Source organism: Pseudomonas rhizophila, from assembly GCF_003033885.1.
Lineage (GTDB): Bacteria > Pseudomonadota > Gammaproteobacteria > Pseudomonadales > Pseudomonadaceae > Aquipseudomonas > Aquipseudomonas rhizophila.
Genome location: NZ_CP024081.1, coordinates 2,262,414 through 2,278,016 on the forward strand (window position 1 = coordinate 2,262,414; position 15,603 = coordinate 2,278,016).

Annotated in this window: 17 protein-coding genes; 5 read left to right on the forward strand and 12 right to left on the reverse strand. The window is 59.7% G+C overall.

What is annotated here, in order from left to right; translation table 11 throughout:
• Nucleotides 1–193: 193 nt before the first annotated feature.
• Nucleotides 194–412, reverse strand: a complete 219-nt coding sequence (locus CRX69_RS10475; RefSeq protein ID WP_047227019.1) for a bacterioferritin-associated ferredoxin — start codon at nt 410–412, stop codon at nt 194–196.
• Between the two features lie 303 nt (nt 413–715).
• On the opposite strand from CRX69_RS10475, the gene CRX69_RS10480 reads away from it, so the two are divergent.
• Nucleotides 716–1,318, forward strand: coding sequence for a peroxiredoxin (locus CRX69_RS10480; protein ID WP_003204949.1), 603 nt, complete (start codon nt 716–718; stop codon nt 1,316–1,318).
• Between the two features lie 202 nt (nt 1,319–1,520).
• On the opposite strand, the gene rnt is transcribed toward CRX69_RS10480, so the two are convergent.
• Both rnt and pyrC read right to left on the reverse strand, forming a co-directional pair.
• Nucleotides 1,521–2,198 (reverse strand): ribonuclease T, encoded by a 678-nt coding sequence (gene rnt / locus CRX69_RS10485; RefSeq protein ID WP_047227017.1) that lies wholly within the window; start codon nt 2,196–2,198, stop codon nt 1,521–1,523.
• On the reverse strand, nt 2,195–3,241 hold the full coding sequence (gene pyrC, locus CRX69_RS10490; protein WP_107321985.1) for a dihydroorotase: 1,047 nt from the start codon (nt 3,239–3,241) through the stop codon (nt 2,195–2,197). The genes rnt and pyrC overlap by 4 nt, the downstream gene beginning before the upstream one ends.
• A 191-nt stretch (nt 3,242–3,432) precedes the next feature.
• On the opposite strand from pyrC, the gene CRX69_RS10495 reads away from it, so the two are divergent.
• Both CRX69_RS10495 and CRX69_RS10500 read left to right on the forward strand, forming a co-directional pair.
• Entirely contained in the window at nt 3,433–4,395 is a 963-nt protein-coding gene (locus CRX69_RS10495; protein WP_047227015.1) for a flagellar protein MotY, read from the forward strand.
• Between the two features lie 127 nt (nt 4,396–4,522).
• Nucleotides 4,523–5,740, forward strand: a complete 1,218-nt coding sequence (locus CRX69_RS10500; protein ID WP_024779511.1) for an argininosuccinate synthase — start codon at nt 4,523–4,525, stop codon at nt 5,738–5,740.
• On the opposite strand, the gene CRX69_RS27860 is transcribed toward CRX69_RS10500, so the two are convergent.
• Nucleotides 5,688–6,242, reverse strand: coding sequence for a hypothetical protein (locus tag CRX69_RS27860; RefSeq protein ID WP_240539595.1), 555 nt, complete (start codon nt 6,240–6,242; stop codon nt 5,688–5,690). The two genes, CRX69_RS10500 and CRX69_RS27860, sit on opposite strands and share 53 nt — an antisense overlap.
• Before the next feature lie 469 nt (nt 6,243–6,711).
• Here CRX69_RS27860 and CRX69_RS10510 point away from each other — a divergent pair, with 469 nt between their 5' ends.
• Entirely contained in the window at nt 6,712–7,338 is a 627-nt protein-coding gene (locus tag CRX69_RS10510; protein ID WP_047227014.1) for a response regulator transcription factor, read from the forward strand.
• Nucleotides 7,339–7,394: 56 nt separating this feature from the next.
• Here the strand turns inward: CRX69_RS10510 and CRX69_RS10515 are convergent, their stop codons facing one another.
• The 8 genes from CRX69_RS10515 to metG form a co-directional block, all read right to left on the reverse strand.
• Nucleotides 7,395–7,577 (reverse strand): PA3496 family putative envelope integrity protein, encoded by a 183-nt coding sequence (locus CRX69_RS10515; RefSeq protein WP_047227013.1) that lies wholly within the window; start codon nt 7,575–7,577, stop codon nt 7,395–7,397.
• A 107-nt stretch (nt 7,578–7,684) separates the two neighbouring features.
• Entirely contained in the window at nt 7,685–8,323 is a 639-nt protein-coding gene (gene nth, locus CRX69_RS10520; RefSeq protein WP_047227012.1) for an endonuclease III, read from the reverse strand.
• Complete coding sequence (locus CRX69_RS10525; protein ID WP_107321986.1) at nt 8,320–8,853, reverse strand: Rnf-Nqr domain containing protein; 534 nt, start codon at nt 8,851–8,853, stop codon at nt 8,320–8,322. The genes nth and CRX69_RS10525 overlap by 4 nt, the downstream gene beginning before the upstream one ends.
• Nucleotides 8,846–9,457 carry an RnfABCDGE type electron transport complex subunit G gene (locus tag CRX69_RS10530; RefSeq protein WP_047227010.1) on the reverse strand — a complete coding sequence of 204 codons (612 nt, stop codon included), beginning with the start codon at nt 9,455–9,457 and terminating at the stop codon, nt 8,846–8,848. Before CRX69_RS10530 ends, CRX69_RS10525 begins: the two co-directional genes overlap by 8 nt.
• On the reverse strand, nt 9,454–10,440 hold the full coding sequence (locus CRX69_RS10535; protein ID WP_076386568.1) for an RnfABCDGE type electron transport complex subunit D: 987 nt from the start codon (nt 10,438–10,440) through the stop codon (nt 9,454–9,456). Before CRX69_RS10535 ends, CRX69_RS10530 begins: the two co-directional genes overlap by 4 nt.
• Nucleotides 10,427–11,434 (reverse strand): electron transport complex subunit RsxB, encoded by a 1,008-nt coding sequence (rsxB, locus tag CRX69_RS10540; protein WP_107321987.1) that lies wholly within the window; start codon nt 11,432–11,434, stop codon nt 10,427–10,429. Before rsxB ends, CRX69_RS10535 begins: the two co-directional genes overlap by 14 nt.
• Nucleotides 11,431–12,003, reverse strand: a complete 573-nt coding sequence (locus CRX69_RS10545; protein ID WP_076383713.1) for an Rnf-Nqr domain containing protein — start codon at nt 12,001–12,003, stop codon at nt 11,431–11,433. Before CRX69_RS10545 ends, rsxB begins: the two co-directional genes overlap by 4 nt.
• A 129-nt stretch (nt 12,004–12,132) precedes the next feature.
• Nucleotides 12,133–14,178 (reverse strand): methionine--tRNA ligase, encoded by a 2,046-nt coding sequence (gene metG, locus CRX69_RS10550; RefSeq protein ID WP_047227006.1) that lies wholly within the window; start codon nt 14,176–14,178, stop codon nt 12,133–12,135.
• A 307-nt stretch (nt 14,179–14,485) separates the two neighbouring features.
• Here metG and apbC point away from each other — a divergent pair, with 307 nt between their 5' ends.
• Nucleotides 14,486–15,580: an iron-sulfur cluster carrier protein ApbC gene (gene apbC / locus CRX69_RS10560; protein ID WP_107321989.1), complete on the forward strand. Its 1,095-nt coding sequence runs from the start codon at nt 14,486–14,488 to the stop codon at nt 15,578–15,580.
• Nucleotides 15,581–15,603: the final 23 nt, after the last annotated feature.

Below are 15,603 nucleotides of genomic sequence, written 5' to 3' on the forward strand. Positions count from 1 at the left end.
GGCCTGCCCTGTAATAGCTGTGTATAGGGCTGAGTTTGAGCCGCACACTGACGAGTGTCAAACCTAAGTTATTGAATAATAAATGAAAATTAATCGGAATAAGAATGTTTGTGTTCCGCGTCTAGAGGCTAAGCGCTTGATTTAAAGGCATAAAAAAACCGGACATTGAGCCCGGTTCTTCAAGAAGCTGGATTTAAGCGGCAGTAAATTCTACCGGATAGGGAATCGAGGCCTGGGCCGTTTGCATTTTGGCAAGGGTTTCGCGAACCACTTCCTTGGCCAGGCACGCACATTTGCCGCATTGGCTGGCTACGCCGGTGGCCTGGCGGACTTCGCGGTAGCTGCAGCAGCCTTCATAGATCGCTTCGCGGATTTGTCCGTCGGTGACGCCAGTGCAGAGGCAAACATACATAAGTAAGAACCGTCGCTGGTTGTGACTCAATTGAGACGGATCTTAATGTTAACGAGAATGATTGTCAAAGTGGTTTCTGAAACCCTTGGGCCAGAGCTGACGAACGGTTTTTTATCCAGGGCCAATGAGGGGGCATGCCAAGGGAAAGGATTTTTGGACTCGCCGAAAAACCGTTGAAGACAGTCCAAATTCGCGGTGTATGATGATCGGCCCTTGCAAGCGGGTTCGTGTCACAGGGCTGTCGCCTGAGGGTGGCAGGCTGGCCCGGACCTTGTTTTCACGTTATTCACCAGGAGATATCCAATGAGCGTACTCGTAGGCAAACAAGCCCCTGACTTCACCGTCCCGGCCGTGCTCGGCAACGGCGAAATCGTCGACAGCTTCACCCTGTCCTCGGCCATCAAAGGCAAATACGGCCTGGTGTTCTTCTACCCGCTGGACTTCACCTTCGTCTGCCCATCCGAGCTGATCGCGCTGGATCACCGCATGGACGACTTCAAGGCCCGCAACGTTGAAGTGGTTGCCGTTTCGATCGACTCGCACTTCACCCACAACGCCTGGCGCAACACCCCGATCAACAATGGCGGCATCGGCCAGGTGAAATACACCATGGCTGCCGACATGAAGCACGAAATCGCCAAGGCCTATGACGTTGAGTCCGAAGGCGGCGTGGCCTTCCGTGGCGCGTTCCTGATCGACGACAAGGGCGTTGTCCGTTCGCAGATCATCAACGACCTGCCACTGGGCCGTAACATGGAAGAGCTGATCCGTCTGGTCGACGCGCTGCAATTCCACGAAGAGCACGGCGAAGTGTGCCCAGCCAACTGGAAAAAAGGCGACAAGGGCATGACCGCATCCCCTGAAGGCGTTGCCGCCTACCTGGGCGAGCACAGCGACAAGCTGTAAGCGCAACAGGCACAAAAAAAACCGGCCCTCGATGGGCCGGTTTTTTATGGGGAAGGATTTATCCCAATTGTTGAAAAACACCAGAAACAGCTGTGAGAGCAAAGCTTGCTCGCGATACAGGCGCCTCGGTATCTCTGGGACACCGTGTCGTTTTCATCGCGGGCAAGCCTTGCTCCCACCGTCCTGATGCTTACTCAGCACATCAGTCGTCGAAATCCTGCCAGCCACCCATTTCTTTCCAGCGATTGACGATGCCGCAGAACAGCTCGGCCGTCTTCTCGGTGTCGTAGCGGGCCGAGTGGGCTTCACGGCCATCAAAGTCGATATCGGCTGCCTGGCAGGCCTTGGCCAACACGGTCTGGCCGTATGCCAGGCCGGCAAGCGTCGCGGTGTCGAAGCTGGAAAACGGATGGAACGGGTTGCGCTTCATGTCCAGGCGCGCCACCGCCGCATTGAGAAAGCCCAGGTCGAAGCTGCTGTTGTGGCCGACCAGGATCGCCCGTTTGCAGCCGTTGGCCTTCAAAGCCTTGCGCACGCCTCGGAAAATGTCCGTCAGGGCCGTCTCTTCACTCACCGCCATGCGCAATGGGTGATCAAGCTTGATCCCGGTGAACTCCAGGGCTGCCGCCTCGATGTTGGCGCCTTCGAACGGTTCGACGCGGAAGAAATAGGTGTGATCAGGGAACACAAAACCTTTTTCGTCCATGCCAATGGTGGTCGCAGCGATTTCCAGCAGCGCATCGGTGGCGGAGTTGAAACCGCCGGTTTCTACGTCGACCACGACCGGCAGGTAGCCCCGGAAGCGGGCTGCCATGGGGTGACGGGCAGCGCCCGAACCACCGTTGCCGTCCAGCTCGTCGTCGAAATGATCTTCACTCACACACTTTCCTCCAGCAGGCGCCAGCGCAGTTTTTCACCGGCGCGCAGCGGGATAACAGTCAGCTCGCCAAAAGGCAGGCTGGCGGGGGCGGTCCACTCGTCGCGAACCAGGGTAATACGATCGGTGTTCACCGGCAGGCCATAGAAGCGCGGGCCGTGGAGGCTGGCGAAGCCTTCGAGTTTGTCCAGCGCATTGCGCTGCTCGAACGCCTCGGCATACATCTCGATGGCGGCATAGGCGGTGTAGCAGCCAGCGCAACCGCAGGCCGCTTCCTTGGCGTGCCGGGCATGGGGCGCCGAGTCCGTGCCGAGGAAGAACTTGGCGCTGCCGCTGGTGGCAGCGTCGAGCAAGGCTTCTTGATGGGTGTTGCGCTTGAGGATCGGCAGGCAATAGAAGTGCGGACGGATCCCGCCCACCAGCATATGGTTGCGGTTGTACAGCAGGTGATGCGCGGTAATGGTCGCGCCAACGTTCGCCGGGGCTTCGTTGACGAACTGCACGGCATCACCGGTGGTGATGTGTTCGAACACCACCTTGAGCGTCGGGAAGCGTTCCACGACGCGACGCATGTGCTCATCGATGAAGATTTTTTCGCGGTCGAACACGTCGACGTCGCCACGAGTGATTTCACCGTGGATCAGCAACGGCATCCCGACTTCGGCCATGGCCTCCAGCGCCGGGAATATCTTGTCGATGCTGGTGACGCCGGAGTCCGAGTTGGTGGTGGCGCCGGCGGGGTACAGCTTGGCGGCATGGACGAAGCCGCTGGCCTTGGCCTCGCGTATTTCTTCGGGCTGCGTACGGTCGGTGAGGTAAAGCACCATCAGCGGTTCGAAACGGCTGCCGGCCGGGCGTGCGGCCAGGATTCGCTGGCGATAGCCGTCGGCCTCGATGGCGTTGCGCACTGGCGGAACCAGGTTCGGCATGATGATTGCGCGCCCGAAGGTGCGCGCGACATCGGCGACGGTATGGGTCAACACAGCACCATCGCGAAGATGAATATGCCAGTCGTCGGGACGCAGCAGGGTCAGGCGGTCGGACATTGGGGGGCTTCCAGGCGGGTCAAACTCTGGGGAATGCTACCGGAAAAGACCGATTCAGGCACCCGCTATCAAGTTCTGGCGCAAGTTACCGATAGCTCCTACAGGTGTGCCACGAATCCGTAAGGCGCCCCGGACAGGCGTCATACTCTCAACGTGTGTCGATCTTTGTATAAAAGCCATTGGAGCCGCCCGTGCGCCAGCGTTATTTAGCCTTGCTCAGTGTGTTTGCCAGCCTTCCCGCCATGGCGCTCACTTTCCAGACCCGTCTGGAGAGCATTGAGTGGACGGTCGAAGGCGACAAGTTCGAGTGCCGGCTGAGTCAGCCGGTCACCGATTTCGGCAGCGGCGAATTCGTGCGCCGGGCCGGCGAGCAGGCGATCTTCCGGCTCAAGTCCCATAACCCGATGCTCGGTGGTGGTTCGGCCATCCTGCTGGCGGCCGCCGCGCCTTGGCAGCCGGGACGGGGCGACATCAACCTGGGCTCGGTCAGGCTCGGCAGCGGCGATGTGCTCTTCAACAGCTCTCAGGTCCAGGCGGGCCGCTTGATCAGCGGGCTGATGGAAGGGCGCAGCCCAGTGGTACGGCGTAACACGGGGGACGGGCGGGTTTCGGAAGTCCGGCTGCTGCCCGTGCGCTTCAACAAGGCCTTCAGTGATTACCAGGGCTGCGTGGCAAAACTGTTGCCGAAGAATTTCGAGCAGGTGAAGCAATCCCAGATCGGCTTTCCCGGCGAAGGCGTTGAGCTCGATGCCCGGGCCAAGGCTCAGTTGCAGGTGATGATCGACTTCATCAAAGCCGACCCGACCGTCAACCATGTCGAACTCGACGGTCACTCCGACAATAGCGGCAATCGATTGACCAATCGTGAGCTGTCTCGTCGCCGTGCCCTGGCGGTCCAGGACTTCTTCAAGGCCAACGGCTTTCAAGAGTCGCAGATCACCGTGCGGTTCCACGGCGAACGTTACCCCCTGGTGCCCAACACCAGTGCCGCCAATCGCGCCAAGAACCGCCGTGTGGCCGTGCGCCTGGAGCGTGTGGCGGTGCCTGAAGCGCCGGCACCGCAGGCTACACCCGCCGCGCCCCCTGCCAAGGCTCCGACGCCGACCGCGACACCGGCCCAGCCCACTGCAGCCACCGCCGCGCGGACATCCTGACCCGTGAGGATCGTCGCGCGCTCGACATAATCTGTCGCTTCGTCGTCATAAGCTGTCGCGCCCCTGTAAATTATCCGCGCTGGACGTTAAACTTCCCGGCTTTCCGTACAACCCGTGGAGTGATGGCATGGCGGACGTAAACAAGGTCGTTCTGGCGTATTCCGGCGGCCTGGACACTTCGGTGATCCTCAAGTGGCTGCAGGACACTTATAACTGTGAAGTGGTGACCTTCACCGCTGACCTGGGGCAGGGCGAAGAAGTCGAGCCTGCACGCGCCAAGGCTCAGGCCATGGGCGTCAAAGAGATCTACATCGATGACCTGCGCGAAGAGTTCGTCCGTGACTTCGTGTTCCCGATGTTCCGCGCCAACACTGTTTACGAAGGCGAGTACCTGCTGGGTACCTCCATCGCCCGTCCGTTGATCGCCAAGCGCCTGATCGAAATCGCCAACGAAACCGGTGCCGACGCCATTTCCCACGGTGCCACCGGCAAGGGCAACGATCAGGTGCGTTTCGAACTCGGTGCCTATGCCCTCAAGCCCGGCGTGAAAGTCATCGCGCCGTGGCGCGAGTGGGACTTGCTGTCCCGTGAAAAGCTGATGGACTACGCCGAGAAGCACGCCATCCCGATCGAACGCCACGGTAAGAAGAAATCCCCGTACTCGATGGATGCCAACCTGCTGCACATCTCCTATGAAGGCGGCGTGCTGGAAGACACCTGGACCGAGCACGAAGAAGACATGTGGCGCTGGACCGTCTCCCCGGAGAAGGCTCCTGACACCCCGCAATACCTGGAGCTGACCTATCGCAACGGCGATATCGTCGCGCTGGACGGCGTGGAAATGAGCCCGGCCACCGTGCTGGCGACCCTGAACCGTATCGGTGGCGAACACGGCATCGGTCGTCTGGACATCGTCGAGAACCGTTATGTCGGCATGAAGTCCCGCGGCTGCTACGAGACCCCGGGCGGCACCATCATGCTGCGTGCTCACCGCGCGATCGAGTCGATCACCCTGGACCGCGAAGTGGCTCACCTCAAAGACGAGTTGATGCCCAAGTACGCCAGCCTGATCTACACCGGTTACTGGTGGAGTCCGGAGCGCCTGATGCTGCAACAGATGATCGATGCCTCCCAGGTCAACGTGAATGGCGTCGTGCGCCTGAAACTGTACAAGGGCAATGTCATCGTCACTGGGCGCAAGTCTGACGACTCCCTGTTCGATGCCAACATCGCGACTTTCGAAGAGGACGGCGGCGCTTACAACCAGGCCGACGCTGCTGGCTTCATCAAGCTCAACGCCCTGCGCATGCGCATCGCGGCGAACAAGGGTCGCAAGCTGTTCTGATCCTGGCTCCATGAAAACGGCCTGCCATGTGCAGGCCGTTTTTTTTGGGGGACCCTTTCCCCTGTGCTGCTCGTTCGTTGTGGCGCTGTTTTGCGCGTTTGGATCGATCGGCCTCGGCCAGGCCTTCCGGTGCCCGGGGGATAACCAAAATGAACAGTCGTCGCTGTTTTTTCTGTGGATGAACAGTGATCAGCCATCCTTTGCCCTTGGGCGCCCGGCGGGAAAACCGTGCGCGCCGACAGCTCGAATCATCCATGATTTTCATGAAGTGTTTGCTCTTGCGAAAATCCGAGGGCGAATATAACGAGCGATAGTTAAAGTTCAGGGTGATAAAAAAAAGAAATAATAGATAGAACGGAAAGCTGATCAGAAACCAAAGATAGTATTCACGGTCCTGATCGTCGAGGAAAGGCAGGGAGATGGCTGCCGAAGTCTCGGACAAAGTTGCGAATATAGCGATTAGCGTCATGGGGTTGGTGATGATTTTCGAAGGTTTGTTCATGGTGGATGCTCATAACATATTCAGGCTCGGTGATTGCATTAGGAAGGTGTGAGTAATTGATGAGTTCGCGGTTAAGGCATTGATCGTGGTGTTTCCTCATGAATAGGATTGAATAAATTTCGCTTATTCCTTATGTGAATTCAATTTTATTTAAATAAAACCTTTGTGGTTGTGTTGGTAAATAATTCAGTTACTTTTTATGAGGCGAGTGTTTTTTTGCTATTGGGGGACGGGGTGGATGCAGAAAAAAGCGCTTGTTTAGAGGGGCGCGGATCCCCTGATGCATCCATTTGCCTCTGTAAACAAATTTATGGCGCATTATTTCCAAGGGGATTTGTAGGATTTTTCTGTATCGCTTGTAGGTTGCGTCTCTCGGTGCGAGCGGTCAGGGGGGGCGGCATGCCAAGGTAGAATTGACTAGGCTATTGTGCGTGCTCTAAAAATTCGAACAGCGAAGTTGGATTTGCCCATGAATAAAGTGCTGATCGTGGATGATCATCCCGTCATTCGTCTTGCTGTACGTTTGCTAATGGAGCGTCATGGATATGAAGTTATTGCCGAAACCGATAATGGCGTCGATGCGTTGCAACTTTCCCGTGAACTTATGCCTGATATCGTTATTCTGGATATCGGCATTCCGAAACTGGATGGACTGGAGGTCATCGCACGCCTGACCGCCAACCCTTCACCTTTGAAAGTTCTGGTGCTGACTTCCCAGGCACCTGGGCATTTTTCGATGCGCTGCATGCAGACGGGGGCAGCCGGTTATGTGTGCAAGCAGCAGGACCTCACCGAGTTACTCAGTGCAATCAAGGCGGTGCTGTCGGGGTACAGTTATTTCCCCAATCAGGCGCTGCATACGGTGCGTTCGAGTCTGGGTAACGCAAGCGAGTCCGATATGGTCGATCGACTGTCCGGGCGAGAGATGATGGTCTTGCAGCAACTGGCTCGCGGAAAGACCAACAAGGAAATTGCCGATGGGATGTTCTTGAGCAACAAGACCGTCAGTACATACAAGACACGCTTGTTGTTGAAGCTCAATGCCCGCTCGCTGGTTGATCTGATCGAACTGGCGCAGCGTAACGGGTTAGTGTGAGTTTTTCCGGCCGCGCGTACTCAGTAAAAAGCCTCCATTCGGGAGGCTTTTACGTGTCAGAGGTCAAAGTCGTAATCGGCCAGTTGTTTCTGCAAGCGGCGCTCTTCCAGCAGATTATCAATCGTGCGACGTTTGCTCAGATTGGTTTTCGCTGTTTCGACGACCACAGGTTCCACATCGTCGGCCTCAACGGCGATGAAATCGTCTTCTACATCCAGTTGTTCTTTGTCAGCACTCATGGGATCGACTCCAGGCTTAAACTGCCATTGGCGCTCCTTATATCGATAAACCACGGGCGGGTAAAAAAGATTTTTTCAATCGACAAATCAATAAAAGCAATAGCGCCTCAATCGTCGGAGGTCTTGTGCTTGTATTCGCATAAGTCCTCGATCCGGCAGCTGCCACAGCGGGGCTTGCGCGCCAGGCAGACGTAACGTCCGTGAAGGATGAGCCAGTGATGGGAATCGAGTAGAAATTCCTTGGGTACGAATTTCATCAGCTTTTTCTCCACCTCCACCACGTTTTTGCCCGGCGCCAGCCCGGTGCGGTTGCTGACGCGGAAAATGTGAGTGTCGACGGCCATGGTCAGTTGGCGAAATGCGGTGTTGAGCACCACATTGGCGGTTTTGCGACCGACCCCTGGAAGCGCTTCCAGCGCTTCGCGAGTCTGTGGGACTTCGCCGTTGTGGCGCTCGATCAGCAGGCGGCATGTCTCGATCACGTTTTTTGCCTTGCTGTTGAACAGGCCGATGGTCTTGATGTACTCGGACAGCCCTTCGACGCCCAGCGCGTGAATCGCCTGCGGCGTGTTGGCCACCGGGAACAGCTTGGCCGTGGCCTTGTTGACGCCGACGTCGGTGGATTGGGCCGACAGAATTACCGCGATCAACAGTTCGAACGGCGAGCTGTAGGCCAGTTCGGTCTTCGGTTCCGGGTTGTCTTCGTGCAAGCGACGGAATATTTCCAGGCGTTTTGCGGCGTTCATGGGCGCGGCGTTTCCTCGATCGTTGAAGGGGGGCTGGCGCCCGTCCAGGCCTGGTGCGCTGCCAGCAACAGACCGAGCAGAATAAACCCGCCAGGGGCGAGCAAGGCCAGTGATATTGCGTTGCCAATCAGCTCGCGCAGGGCGCCCAAGCCGATCATCAGCAGGCCGAACACGCCTGCCAGCCTGAGATGTTCGGGCAGGCGTGAGCCGACGAAGATGTCGTCATGCTCCAGCGCCACGCAGCTCAAAGCGATCCAGCCAATGTAAAGGCTCAGCGGCTGATACATTTCCAGCATCCAGGCCTGCGCCATCAGGCCTGCGCAAGCCGTCAGGGTGGCGGCCAGCACAATGGAGGCGAGCAGTCGCTGAGGCGCTGTCAGGTGGGACCGTACCAGCCCCATGGCCAAGCCATGGCCGGCACTGATCAGTACCCAGGCCAGCCATAAGCCCAGCGCGTTTGCCAGCGAATCGCTGGCGCCGACCAAGGGCACGAGCAGCAGGCCGCGGGTCAGGAGCAATGGCTTATTCATCAATGATCACTCCGGTCAGTTGAGCCTGATGCTCGTCGAAGTAACGCAGTGCATCGTGAACAGCCTGCAGGACCGATCGGGAGGTGACGGTCGCGCCAGCCAGTTGATCGAACTGCCCCTGATCCTTTTTCAACGCCCAGCCGCTGTCGGTGGGCGCCTGGAGCGACTTACCGTTGAAGGATTGCAGCCAGGGATTTGGCCAGTCAGCGATGGCCGCACCCAGGCCGGGCGTTTCCGACTGGCGCAGGGTTTTCACGCCCAGCAACCGCCCTTGCGGGTCGATAGCGACCAGCAATTGGATGCTGCCTTCATAGCCCAGTACCTGACTGCGTAACAACACTGCGTTGGGCAGGCCGGCACGAGTCGCCAGGTATCCGCCCAGCAGCGTGCTATGGGCCAAGGTCACGGGGGCCGTTACGACAGGTTGTGCCAATGGCTGATTGTCGTATCGGTCGGTCGGCAGCACGTCGAGCAAGGTTCGGTTCGCAAGGTCTTGTTGCTGACCCTTGATGCGCCCTGCGGTGCTGAGCTGAGTCAGGTAAGTGGCCCCAATGCCGAGACCGATCAGCAAAGCCAGGATGGCAACGCCACGGTAGTTTTTCATAGGGGCTGCGACCTGTGTCGCGCCTCGGCGAAGCGCTCCAGTGCGGGCACGCCGAGGTTCATCAGCAGCACCGCAAACGCCACGCCGTCCGGGTAACCACCCCAAGTCCGGATCAAGTAAGTCAGCAGTCCCACGCCTGCGCCAAACAGCAGGCGAGCGAGGGGCGCTTTGGCGCCCGAGACCGGTTCGGTCACGATAAAAAACGCACCGAGCAGGGTCGCACCCGTGAGCAGATGAAACAACGGCGAGCCATTGGAGTCGGAGCCCGATCCGTTCCAGCACAACAAGCTGATGATGAACAGGCCGGCGAGCATGCCCACCGGCGCGTGCCAGCTGAACACCCGTTGGTGCAGCAGGAACAGTCCTCCGGCCAGAAACGCCAGGTTGACCCACTCGACGCCGCGCCCACCCCAGCGTCCGAACGCCGGGTTGGCGGCGAACAGCTCATCGATGGTCAGGCTTTTGTTGATTCGCAGGCTGTCCAAAGCCGTTGCTGCTGCCCATCCATCAGGCCCAGGGTGAACCGCGAACACCTGTTGCAGGCCGTCGGACAGGCTCATGCCGTGAAGTGCCGGCCATTGATTGAGTTGCTGGGGAAACGCGATCAGCACCAGGGCGTAGCCGAGCATCGCCGGGTTGAACGGGTTATTGCCGACGCCGCCCCACAGGTGCTTGCCGAACAGCAAGGCGCAAGCTGTGGCTGTGACGGTCAGCCACCAGGGGCAATACGCTGGCAAGGCCAGCGCCAACAGCGTGGCGCTTACCAGCGCGCTGCCATCGTTGAGTGCCGGTTTGAGCGGCCGGCGCCGTAAGCGCAGCGCCAGTGCTTCGACGGCCAGTGCGCTAAGGCCCGCCAGCAACAGGTTGAACACCACGCCCCAGCCATAAAACCACGTCAACGCCAGAATGCCGGGCAGTGTCGCCAGTAGCACCCGCAGCATCGCCTGCCGCAGCCGTTCGTCCATGGGCTCAGGGAGCGACATGAGCATCCACCTGGCGTTCGGCGTCTTTCACCGCTTGCTCCAGGGGCTCTATTTGTTCATCCGACGCCCCTGCGGCCCTGGCCTTGCTGAGTTCGGCGCGACGCATGGCCAATTGGATCTTGGCCCGTTTCAGCTCGGCACTTTGAGTGGGGGCGGGGGTTGAAACAGTGGGCTGGACCGTCCCTTCCAATTGCGTCAAGGTTTGTTGCGCCGCTTCGAACTGGCGCTGTAGCACGATCAATTGCGACTGTTGTTCGAAGGTCGGCGGGTGGCCGAATGCTTTCAAGGATTTGTTCAACTGCGCCCGGCTCATGGCCAGGTCGACCTTGGCTTTTTTCAAGGCCGCATCGGCGTTGGCGGCTTTTTGCGCCCGTACCCGCTCCAGTGCCGCTTGCACGGGGTCGACGGACTGGGTTTGGGGCTGTGAGGCGCGCTGTGTACGGGCCAGACGCTCGGCGAGACGCTGCTCCTCTTCGCGGCGCAGACGTGCGTTGCGCTGTTCGAAGCGCCGCCGGGCATGGTCGCGCTTGGCGGTGCGCGCTTGCTGCTCTTCGACGCTGAAGGCCAAGCCACCGACCACCGGCACCACGGTTGCCGTGGGCAATGGGTGCATTTCGATGCAGTCGACCGGGCAGGGCGCCACGCATAGATCGCAGCCTGTGCATTCGTCGACCAGGACGGTGTGCATCAACTTCGCCGCACCGACAATCGCGTCTACCGGGCAGGCCTGGATGCACTTGGTGCAGCCGATGCATTCGGCTTCGCGAATAAAGGCGATCTGCGCCGGGGCTGAACCACGGCTGGTATCGAGCTCAAGCACAGGCACTTTCATCAGCTCGGCCAAGGCGGCGATGGTTTCACGGCCACCGGGCGGACACTTGTTGATCGGTTCGCCCTGGGCGATGCCTTCGGCGTAGGGCTTGCACCCGGGGTGGCCGCACTTGCCGCATTGGGTCTGCGGCAGCAGGGCGTCGATACGTTGAATCAGACTCATGCTTTGACCAGCCCGCGCAATCCAAGAAATGCCACCGCCATGAGCCCTGCGCCGATCAACTGGATCGGCAGACCACGAAAGGGTCTGGGGATATCGTTATCGAAGGTGCGCTGACGCAAATCATCGAACAGGCTCAACACCAGCCAGAAACCCAGGCCGGCGCCCAGGCTCGCGGCGACGGTGAGGCCCAGGCCGTGGTCATTCCGGCTGTTGATCAGCGTGATGCCCAGTATGCCGGCATTGCCCAGCAGCAGTGGCCACAAACCATCGAACGGCAGCGTCGGCAGCCAGCGCCCCAGCCAGTGCAGCAACGGTGCAATCAGCAACACACTCAAGGACAGCCATGCCAACAGGCGCAGCGAGGTCAGATTGGCCGGAACCAGCAGCCAGCGATCGATCAGATAACCCAAGGTGCCGACCATCAGCATCAGGCATGTCGTCGCCAGGCCCAGGGCGTGGACTTGCCTTCTTCCATTGGCCGCCAGCAGCGGATTGACGCCCAGCGGCCAATGCAACACAAGGTTGTTGATCAGGGCGGCGCTGAACAGTGTAAGAACGATTTCGGTCATGGGCGTGCTGGAACGAGAACCTGTCGTTAGAGGTTAGGCATTATCCGGCACACCGTCAGGGTGGGCCAGATATGAAAATCCCACAGTCGCCTGCCGGCGACTGTGGGATCGGTACCGCGCGTGGTCGCGTTATTTGATCCGCTGACCCGGCTTGGCGCCGCTATCGGGGCTCAGCAGGTAGATTTCTTCACCGCCGGGACCTGCCGCCATCACCATGCCTTCGGAGATGCCGAAACGCATTTTGCGCGGCTTGAGGTTGGCGATCATCATCGTCAGCCGGCCTTCGAGCTTGGCCGGGTCTGGATAGGCGCTCTTGATGCCGGAGAACACGTTGCGCTGCTCATCACCGATGTCCAGCGTCAGGCGCAGTAGCTTGTCGGCGCCTTCCACGGCTTCAGCCTTGACGATCAGGGCTACGCGCAGGTCGATGGCGGCAAAGGCGTCGAAATCGATCTCCGGCGACAACGGGTCCTTGGTCAGCTCGCCATTGCCGGCCGGGGCACCGGTGTCGGTCTGGCTGGCGGCCAGGTCTTCTTTCGAGGCGTCGGTCATGGCTTGCACCTTGGTGGCGTCGATGCGAGTCATCAGCGGCTTGAACTCGTTCAGTTGATGGTTGCTCAGCAGCGTCTGGTGATCGTCCCAGGTCAGCGGTGCGACGTTCAGGAAAGCTTCGGCATCGGCGGCCAGCAACGGCAGCACCGGCTTGAGGAAGATCACCAGTTGGCGGAACAGATTGATACCCAGGGCGCAGATCGCCTGGACTTCGTCCTGCTTGCCTTCCTGTTTGTTCAGTGACCACGGCGCCTTGTCGGCGATCCAGGCATTGGCGCGGTCGGCCAGGGCCATGATCTCGCGCATCGCCCGGGCAAAGTCACGGGCCTCGTAGGCTTCGGCGATGCTCGGGGCCGCCGCCAGAAAGGCCTCGGTCAGCTCCGGCGCGGCGTTACCGGCCACCAGTACACCGGCGTTGCCTTTGTGGATGAAGCCGGCGCAACGGCTGGCGATGTTGACTACCTTGCCCACCAGGTCGGAGTTGACCTTCTGCACGAAGTCTTCAAGGTTCAGGTCCAGGTCGTCCACGCCACGGCCGAGCTTGGCCGCGTAGTAGTAGCGCAGGTATTCCGGCGACAGATGGTCCAGGTAGGTCCGGGCCTTGATGAAGGTGCCGCGGGACTTGGACATTTTCTGTCCGTTGACGGTCAGGTAGCCGTGGACGTTGATACCGGTCGGTTTACGGAAACCGGCGCCTTCGAGCATGGCGGGCCAGAACAGCGCGTGGAAGTTCACGATGTCCTTGCCGATGAAGTGATACACCTCGGCCGTGGAGTCCTTGCCCCAGAACGCGTCGAAGTCCAGCTCCGGCGTGCGGTCGCAAAGGTTCTTGAAGCTCGCCATGTAGCCGATGGGCGCGTCCAGCCATACGTAGAAATACTTGCCGGGCTCGCCGGGGATTTCGAAGCCGAAGTACGGCGCATCGCGGGAAATGTCCCACTCTTGCAGGCCGGAGTCGAGCCATTCGGCGAGCTTATTGGCCACCGCGTCGTGCAACGTGCCGCTGCGGGTCCAGGTTTGCAGCATCTCTTGGAAGTCCGGCAGCTTGAAGAAGAAGTGCTGGGAGTCCTTGAGCACTGGCGTCGCCCCGGAAATCGCCGATTTCGGGTCCTTCAGGTCGGTCGGTGCGTAGGTGGCGCCGCATTTTTCGCAGTTATCGCCGTACTGGTCCTCGGTGCCACATTTCGGGCAAGTGCCTTTGATAAAGCGGTCGGCCAGGAACATTTTCTTTTCCGGGTCGAAATACTGGGTGATCGAACGGGTCGCGATGTGCCCGGCGTCACGCAGCTTCAGGTAGATCTGGCTCGACAGCTCACGGTTTTCTTCGGCGTGAGTGGAGTGGAAGTTGTCGAAGTCCACCAGGAAATCGGCAAAGTCGGCGCTGTGTTCGGCCTGGACGTTGGCGATCAGTTGCTCCGGGGTGATGCCTTCCTTTTCCGCGCGCAGCATGATGGCCGAACCGTGGGCGTCGTCGGCGCAGACATAGATGCACTGGTTGCCGCGATGTTTCTGGAAGCGCGTCCACATATCGGTCTGGATGTATTCCAGCATATGGCCGAGGTGAATCGAACCATTGGCATAGGGCAGGGCGCTGGTGACGAGGATCTTGCGTGGCTCGGACATGGGGCTCGGCTACTTGATGAAACGGAGGTCGGCCACTATAAAGCGCTGGGAAATATATTTCACCCCACTGGCCTGTTTCCGGATGCATTGCTGGGGGCGGTATGGACACAACCTGTGGCGAGGGGATTTGTCCCCGCTGGACTGCGCAGCAGTCCAAAATAGAGCACTCTGACACACTGTAGCAGCAGGTTTTAGGGCCGCTGCGCGCCCCAACGGGGATAAATCCCCTCGCCACAAAGGTGTTCGCGCGACAGCGTGGGGCGTAGGATAGCGGCCTGTTTTTCAAGTCTTGCTATCGGAGTTGCCCATGAGCGCCGTCAATCGCGCAGCGGTGGAAGCCGTTCTTCGCCAGTACACCGACCCTTACCTGAATCAGGACCCGGTCAGCGCCGGATGCGTGCGCACCATCGACATCCAGGGCGATCGCGTCAGCGTCCAGCTGGAAATCGGCTACGCCGCCGATCTGTTCAAGAGCGGGTGGGCGCAAATGCTGCAAATGGCGATCGAGTCCATGGACGGTGTAGCCAGCGCCAAAGTCGACGTCACCAGCGTGATCGCTGCTCACAAGGCCCAGGCGCAGGTGCCGGGGCTGGCGAACGTCAAGAACGTGATCGCTGTGGCCTCGGGCAAGGGCGGCGTGGGTAAGTCCACCACCGCCGCCAACCTGGCCCTGGCCCTGGCCCGTGAAGGCGCGAAGGTCGGGATTCTCGACGCGGACATATACGGCCCGAGTCAGGGCATCATGTTCGGCGTTGCCGAGGGCACCCGGCCGCAGGTCAAGGACCAGAAATGGTTCGTTCCGATCCAGTCCCATGGCGTGGAAGTCATGTCCATGGCCTTCCTGACCGATGACAACACGCCGATGGTCTGGCGCGGGCCGATGGTTTCCGGCGCCTTGCTGCAACTGGTGACGCAGACCGCCTGGGGCGATCTGGATTACCTGGTGATCGACATGCCGCCAGGCACCGGGGATATCCAACTGACCCTGGCGCAGAAAGTCCCGGTGGCCGGTGCGGTGATCGTCACCACGCCGCAGGATCTGGCCCTGCTGGACGCCCGCAAGGGTGTGGAGATGTTCCGCAAAGTGAACATCCCGGTACTGGGTGTGGTGGAAAACATGGCCGTGCACATCTGCTCGAACTGCGGACATGCCGAGCATCTGTTCGGTGAAGGCGGCGGAGAAAAACTGGCGAGCCAGTACGGCGTCGAACTGCTGGCCTCGCTGCCGCTGTCGATGCTGATTCGCGAGCAGGCTGACGGCGGCAAACCCACGGTCATTGCCGAGCCGGACAGCCAGATCGCCATGGTCTATCAGGAACTGGCTCGCCACGTCGGCGCGCGGATCGTGCTGCAAGAGGCTGCGTCACCGGCGATGCCGAACATCACCATGAGCGACGATTGAATAAGCCGTAACACAATCCATTG

What these genes read in the sequence shown, in the direction of transcription:
- apbC (WP_107321989.1), top strand. Translation starts at nt 14,486, where the DNA reads ATGAGCGCCGTCAATCGCGCAGCGGTGGAAGCCGTTCTTCGCCAGTAC.
- CRX69_RS10545 (WP_076383713.1), bottom strand. Translation starts at nt 12,003, where the DNA reads ATGACCGAAATCGTTCTTACACTGTTCAGCGCCGCCCTGATCAACAAC.
- metG (WP_047227006.1), bottom strand. Translation starts at nt 14,178, where the DNA reads ATGTCCGAGCCACGCAAGATCCTCGTCACCAGCGCCCTGCCCTATGCC.
- rsxB (WP_107321987.1), bottom strand. Translation starts at nt 11,434, where the DNA reads ATGAGTCTGATTCAACGTATCGACGCCCTGCTGCCGCAGACCCAATGC.
- CRX69_RS10525 (WP_107321986.1), bottom strand. Translation starts at nt 8,853, where the DNA reads ATGAATAAGCCATTGCTCCTGACCCGCGGCCTGCTGCTCGTGCCCTTG.
- CRX69_RS10515 (WP_047227013.1), bottom strand. Translation starts at nt 7,577, where the DNA reads ATGAGTGCTGACAAAGAACAACTGGATGTAGAAGACGATTTCATCGCC.
- CRX69_RS10480 (WP_003204949.1), top strand. Translation starts at nt 716, where the DNA reads ATGAGCGTACTCGTAGGCAAACAAGCCCCTGACTTCACCGTCCCGGCC.
- CRX69_RS10510 (WP_047227014.1), top strand. Translation starts at nt 6,712, where the DNA reads ATGAATAAAGTGCTGATCGTGGATGATCATCCCGTCATTCGTCTTGCT.
- nth (WP_047227012.1), bottom strand. Translation starts at nt 8,323, where the DNA reads ATGAACGCCGCAAAACGCCTGGAAATATTCCGTCGCTTGCACGAAGAC.
- CRX69_RS27860 (WP_240539595.1), bottom strand. Translation starts at nt 6,242, where the DNA reads ATGAACAAACCTTCGAAAATCATCACCAACCCCATGACGCTAATCGCT.
- CRX69_RS10475 (WP_047227019.1), bottom strand. Translation starts at nt 412, where the DNA reads ATGTATGTTTGCCTCTGCACTGGCGTCACCGACGGACAAATCCGCGAA.
- CRX69_RS10530 (WP_047227010.1), bottom strand. Translation starts at nt 9,457, where the DNA reads ATGAAAAACTACCGTGGCGTTGCCATCCTGGCTTTGCTGATCGGTCTC.
- CRX69_RS10535 (WP_076386568.1), bottom strand. Translation starts at nt 10,440, where the DNA reads ATGTCGCTCCCTGAGCCCATGGACGAACGGCTGCGGCAGGCGATGCTG.
- pyrC (WP_107321985.1), bottom strand. Translation starts at nt 3,241, where the DNA reads ATGTCCGACCGCCTGACCCTGCTGCGTCCCGACGACTGGCATATTCAT.
- CRX69_RS10500 (WP_024779511.1), top strand. Translation starts at nt 4,523, where the DNA reads ATGGCGGACGTAAACAAGGTCGTTCTGGCGTATTCCGGCGGCCTGGAC.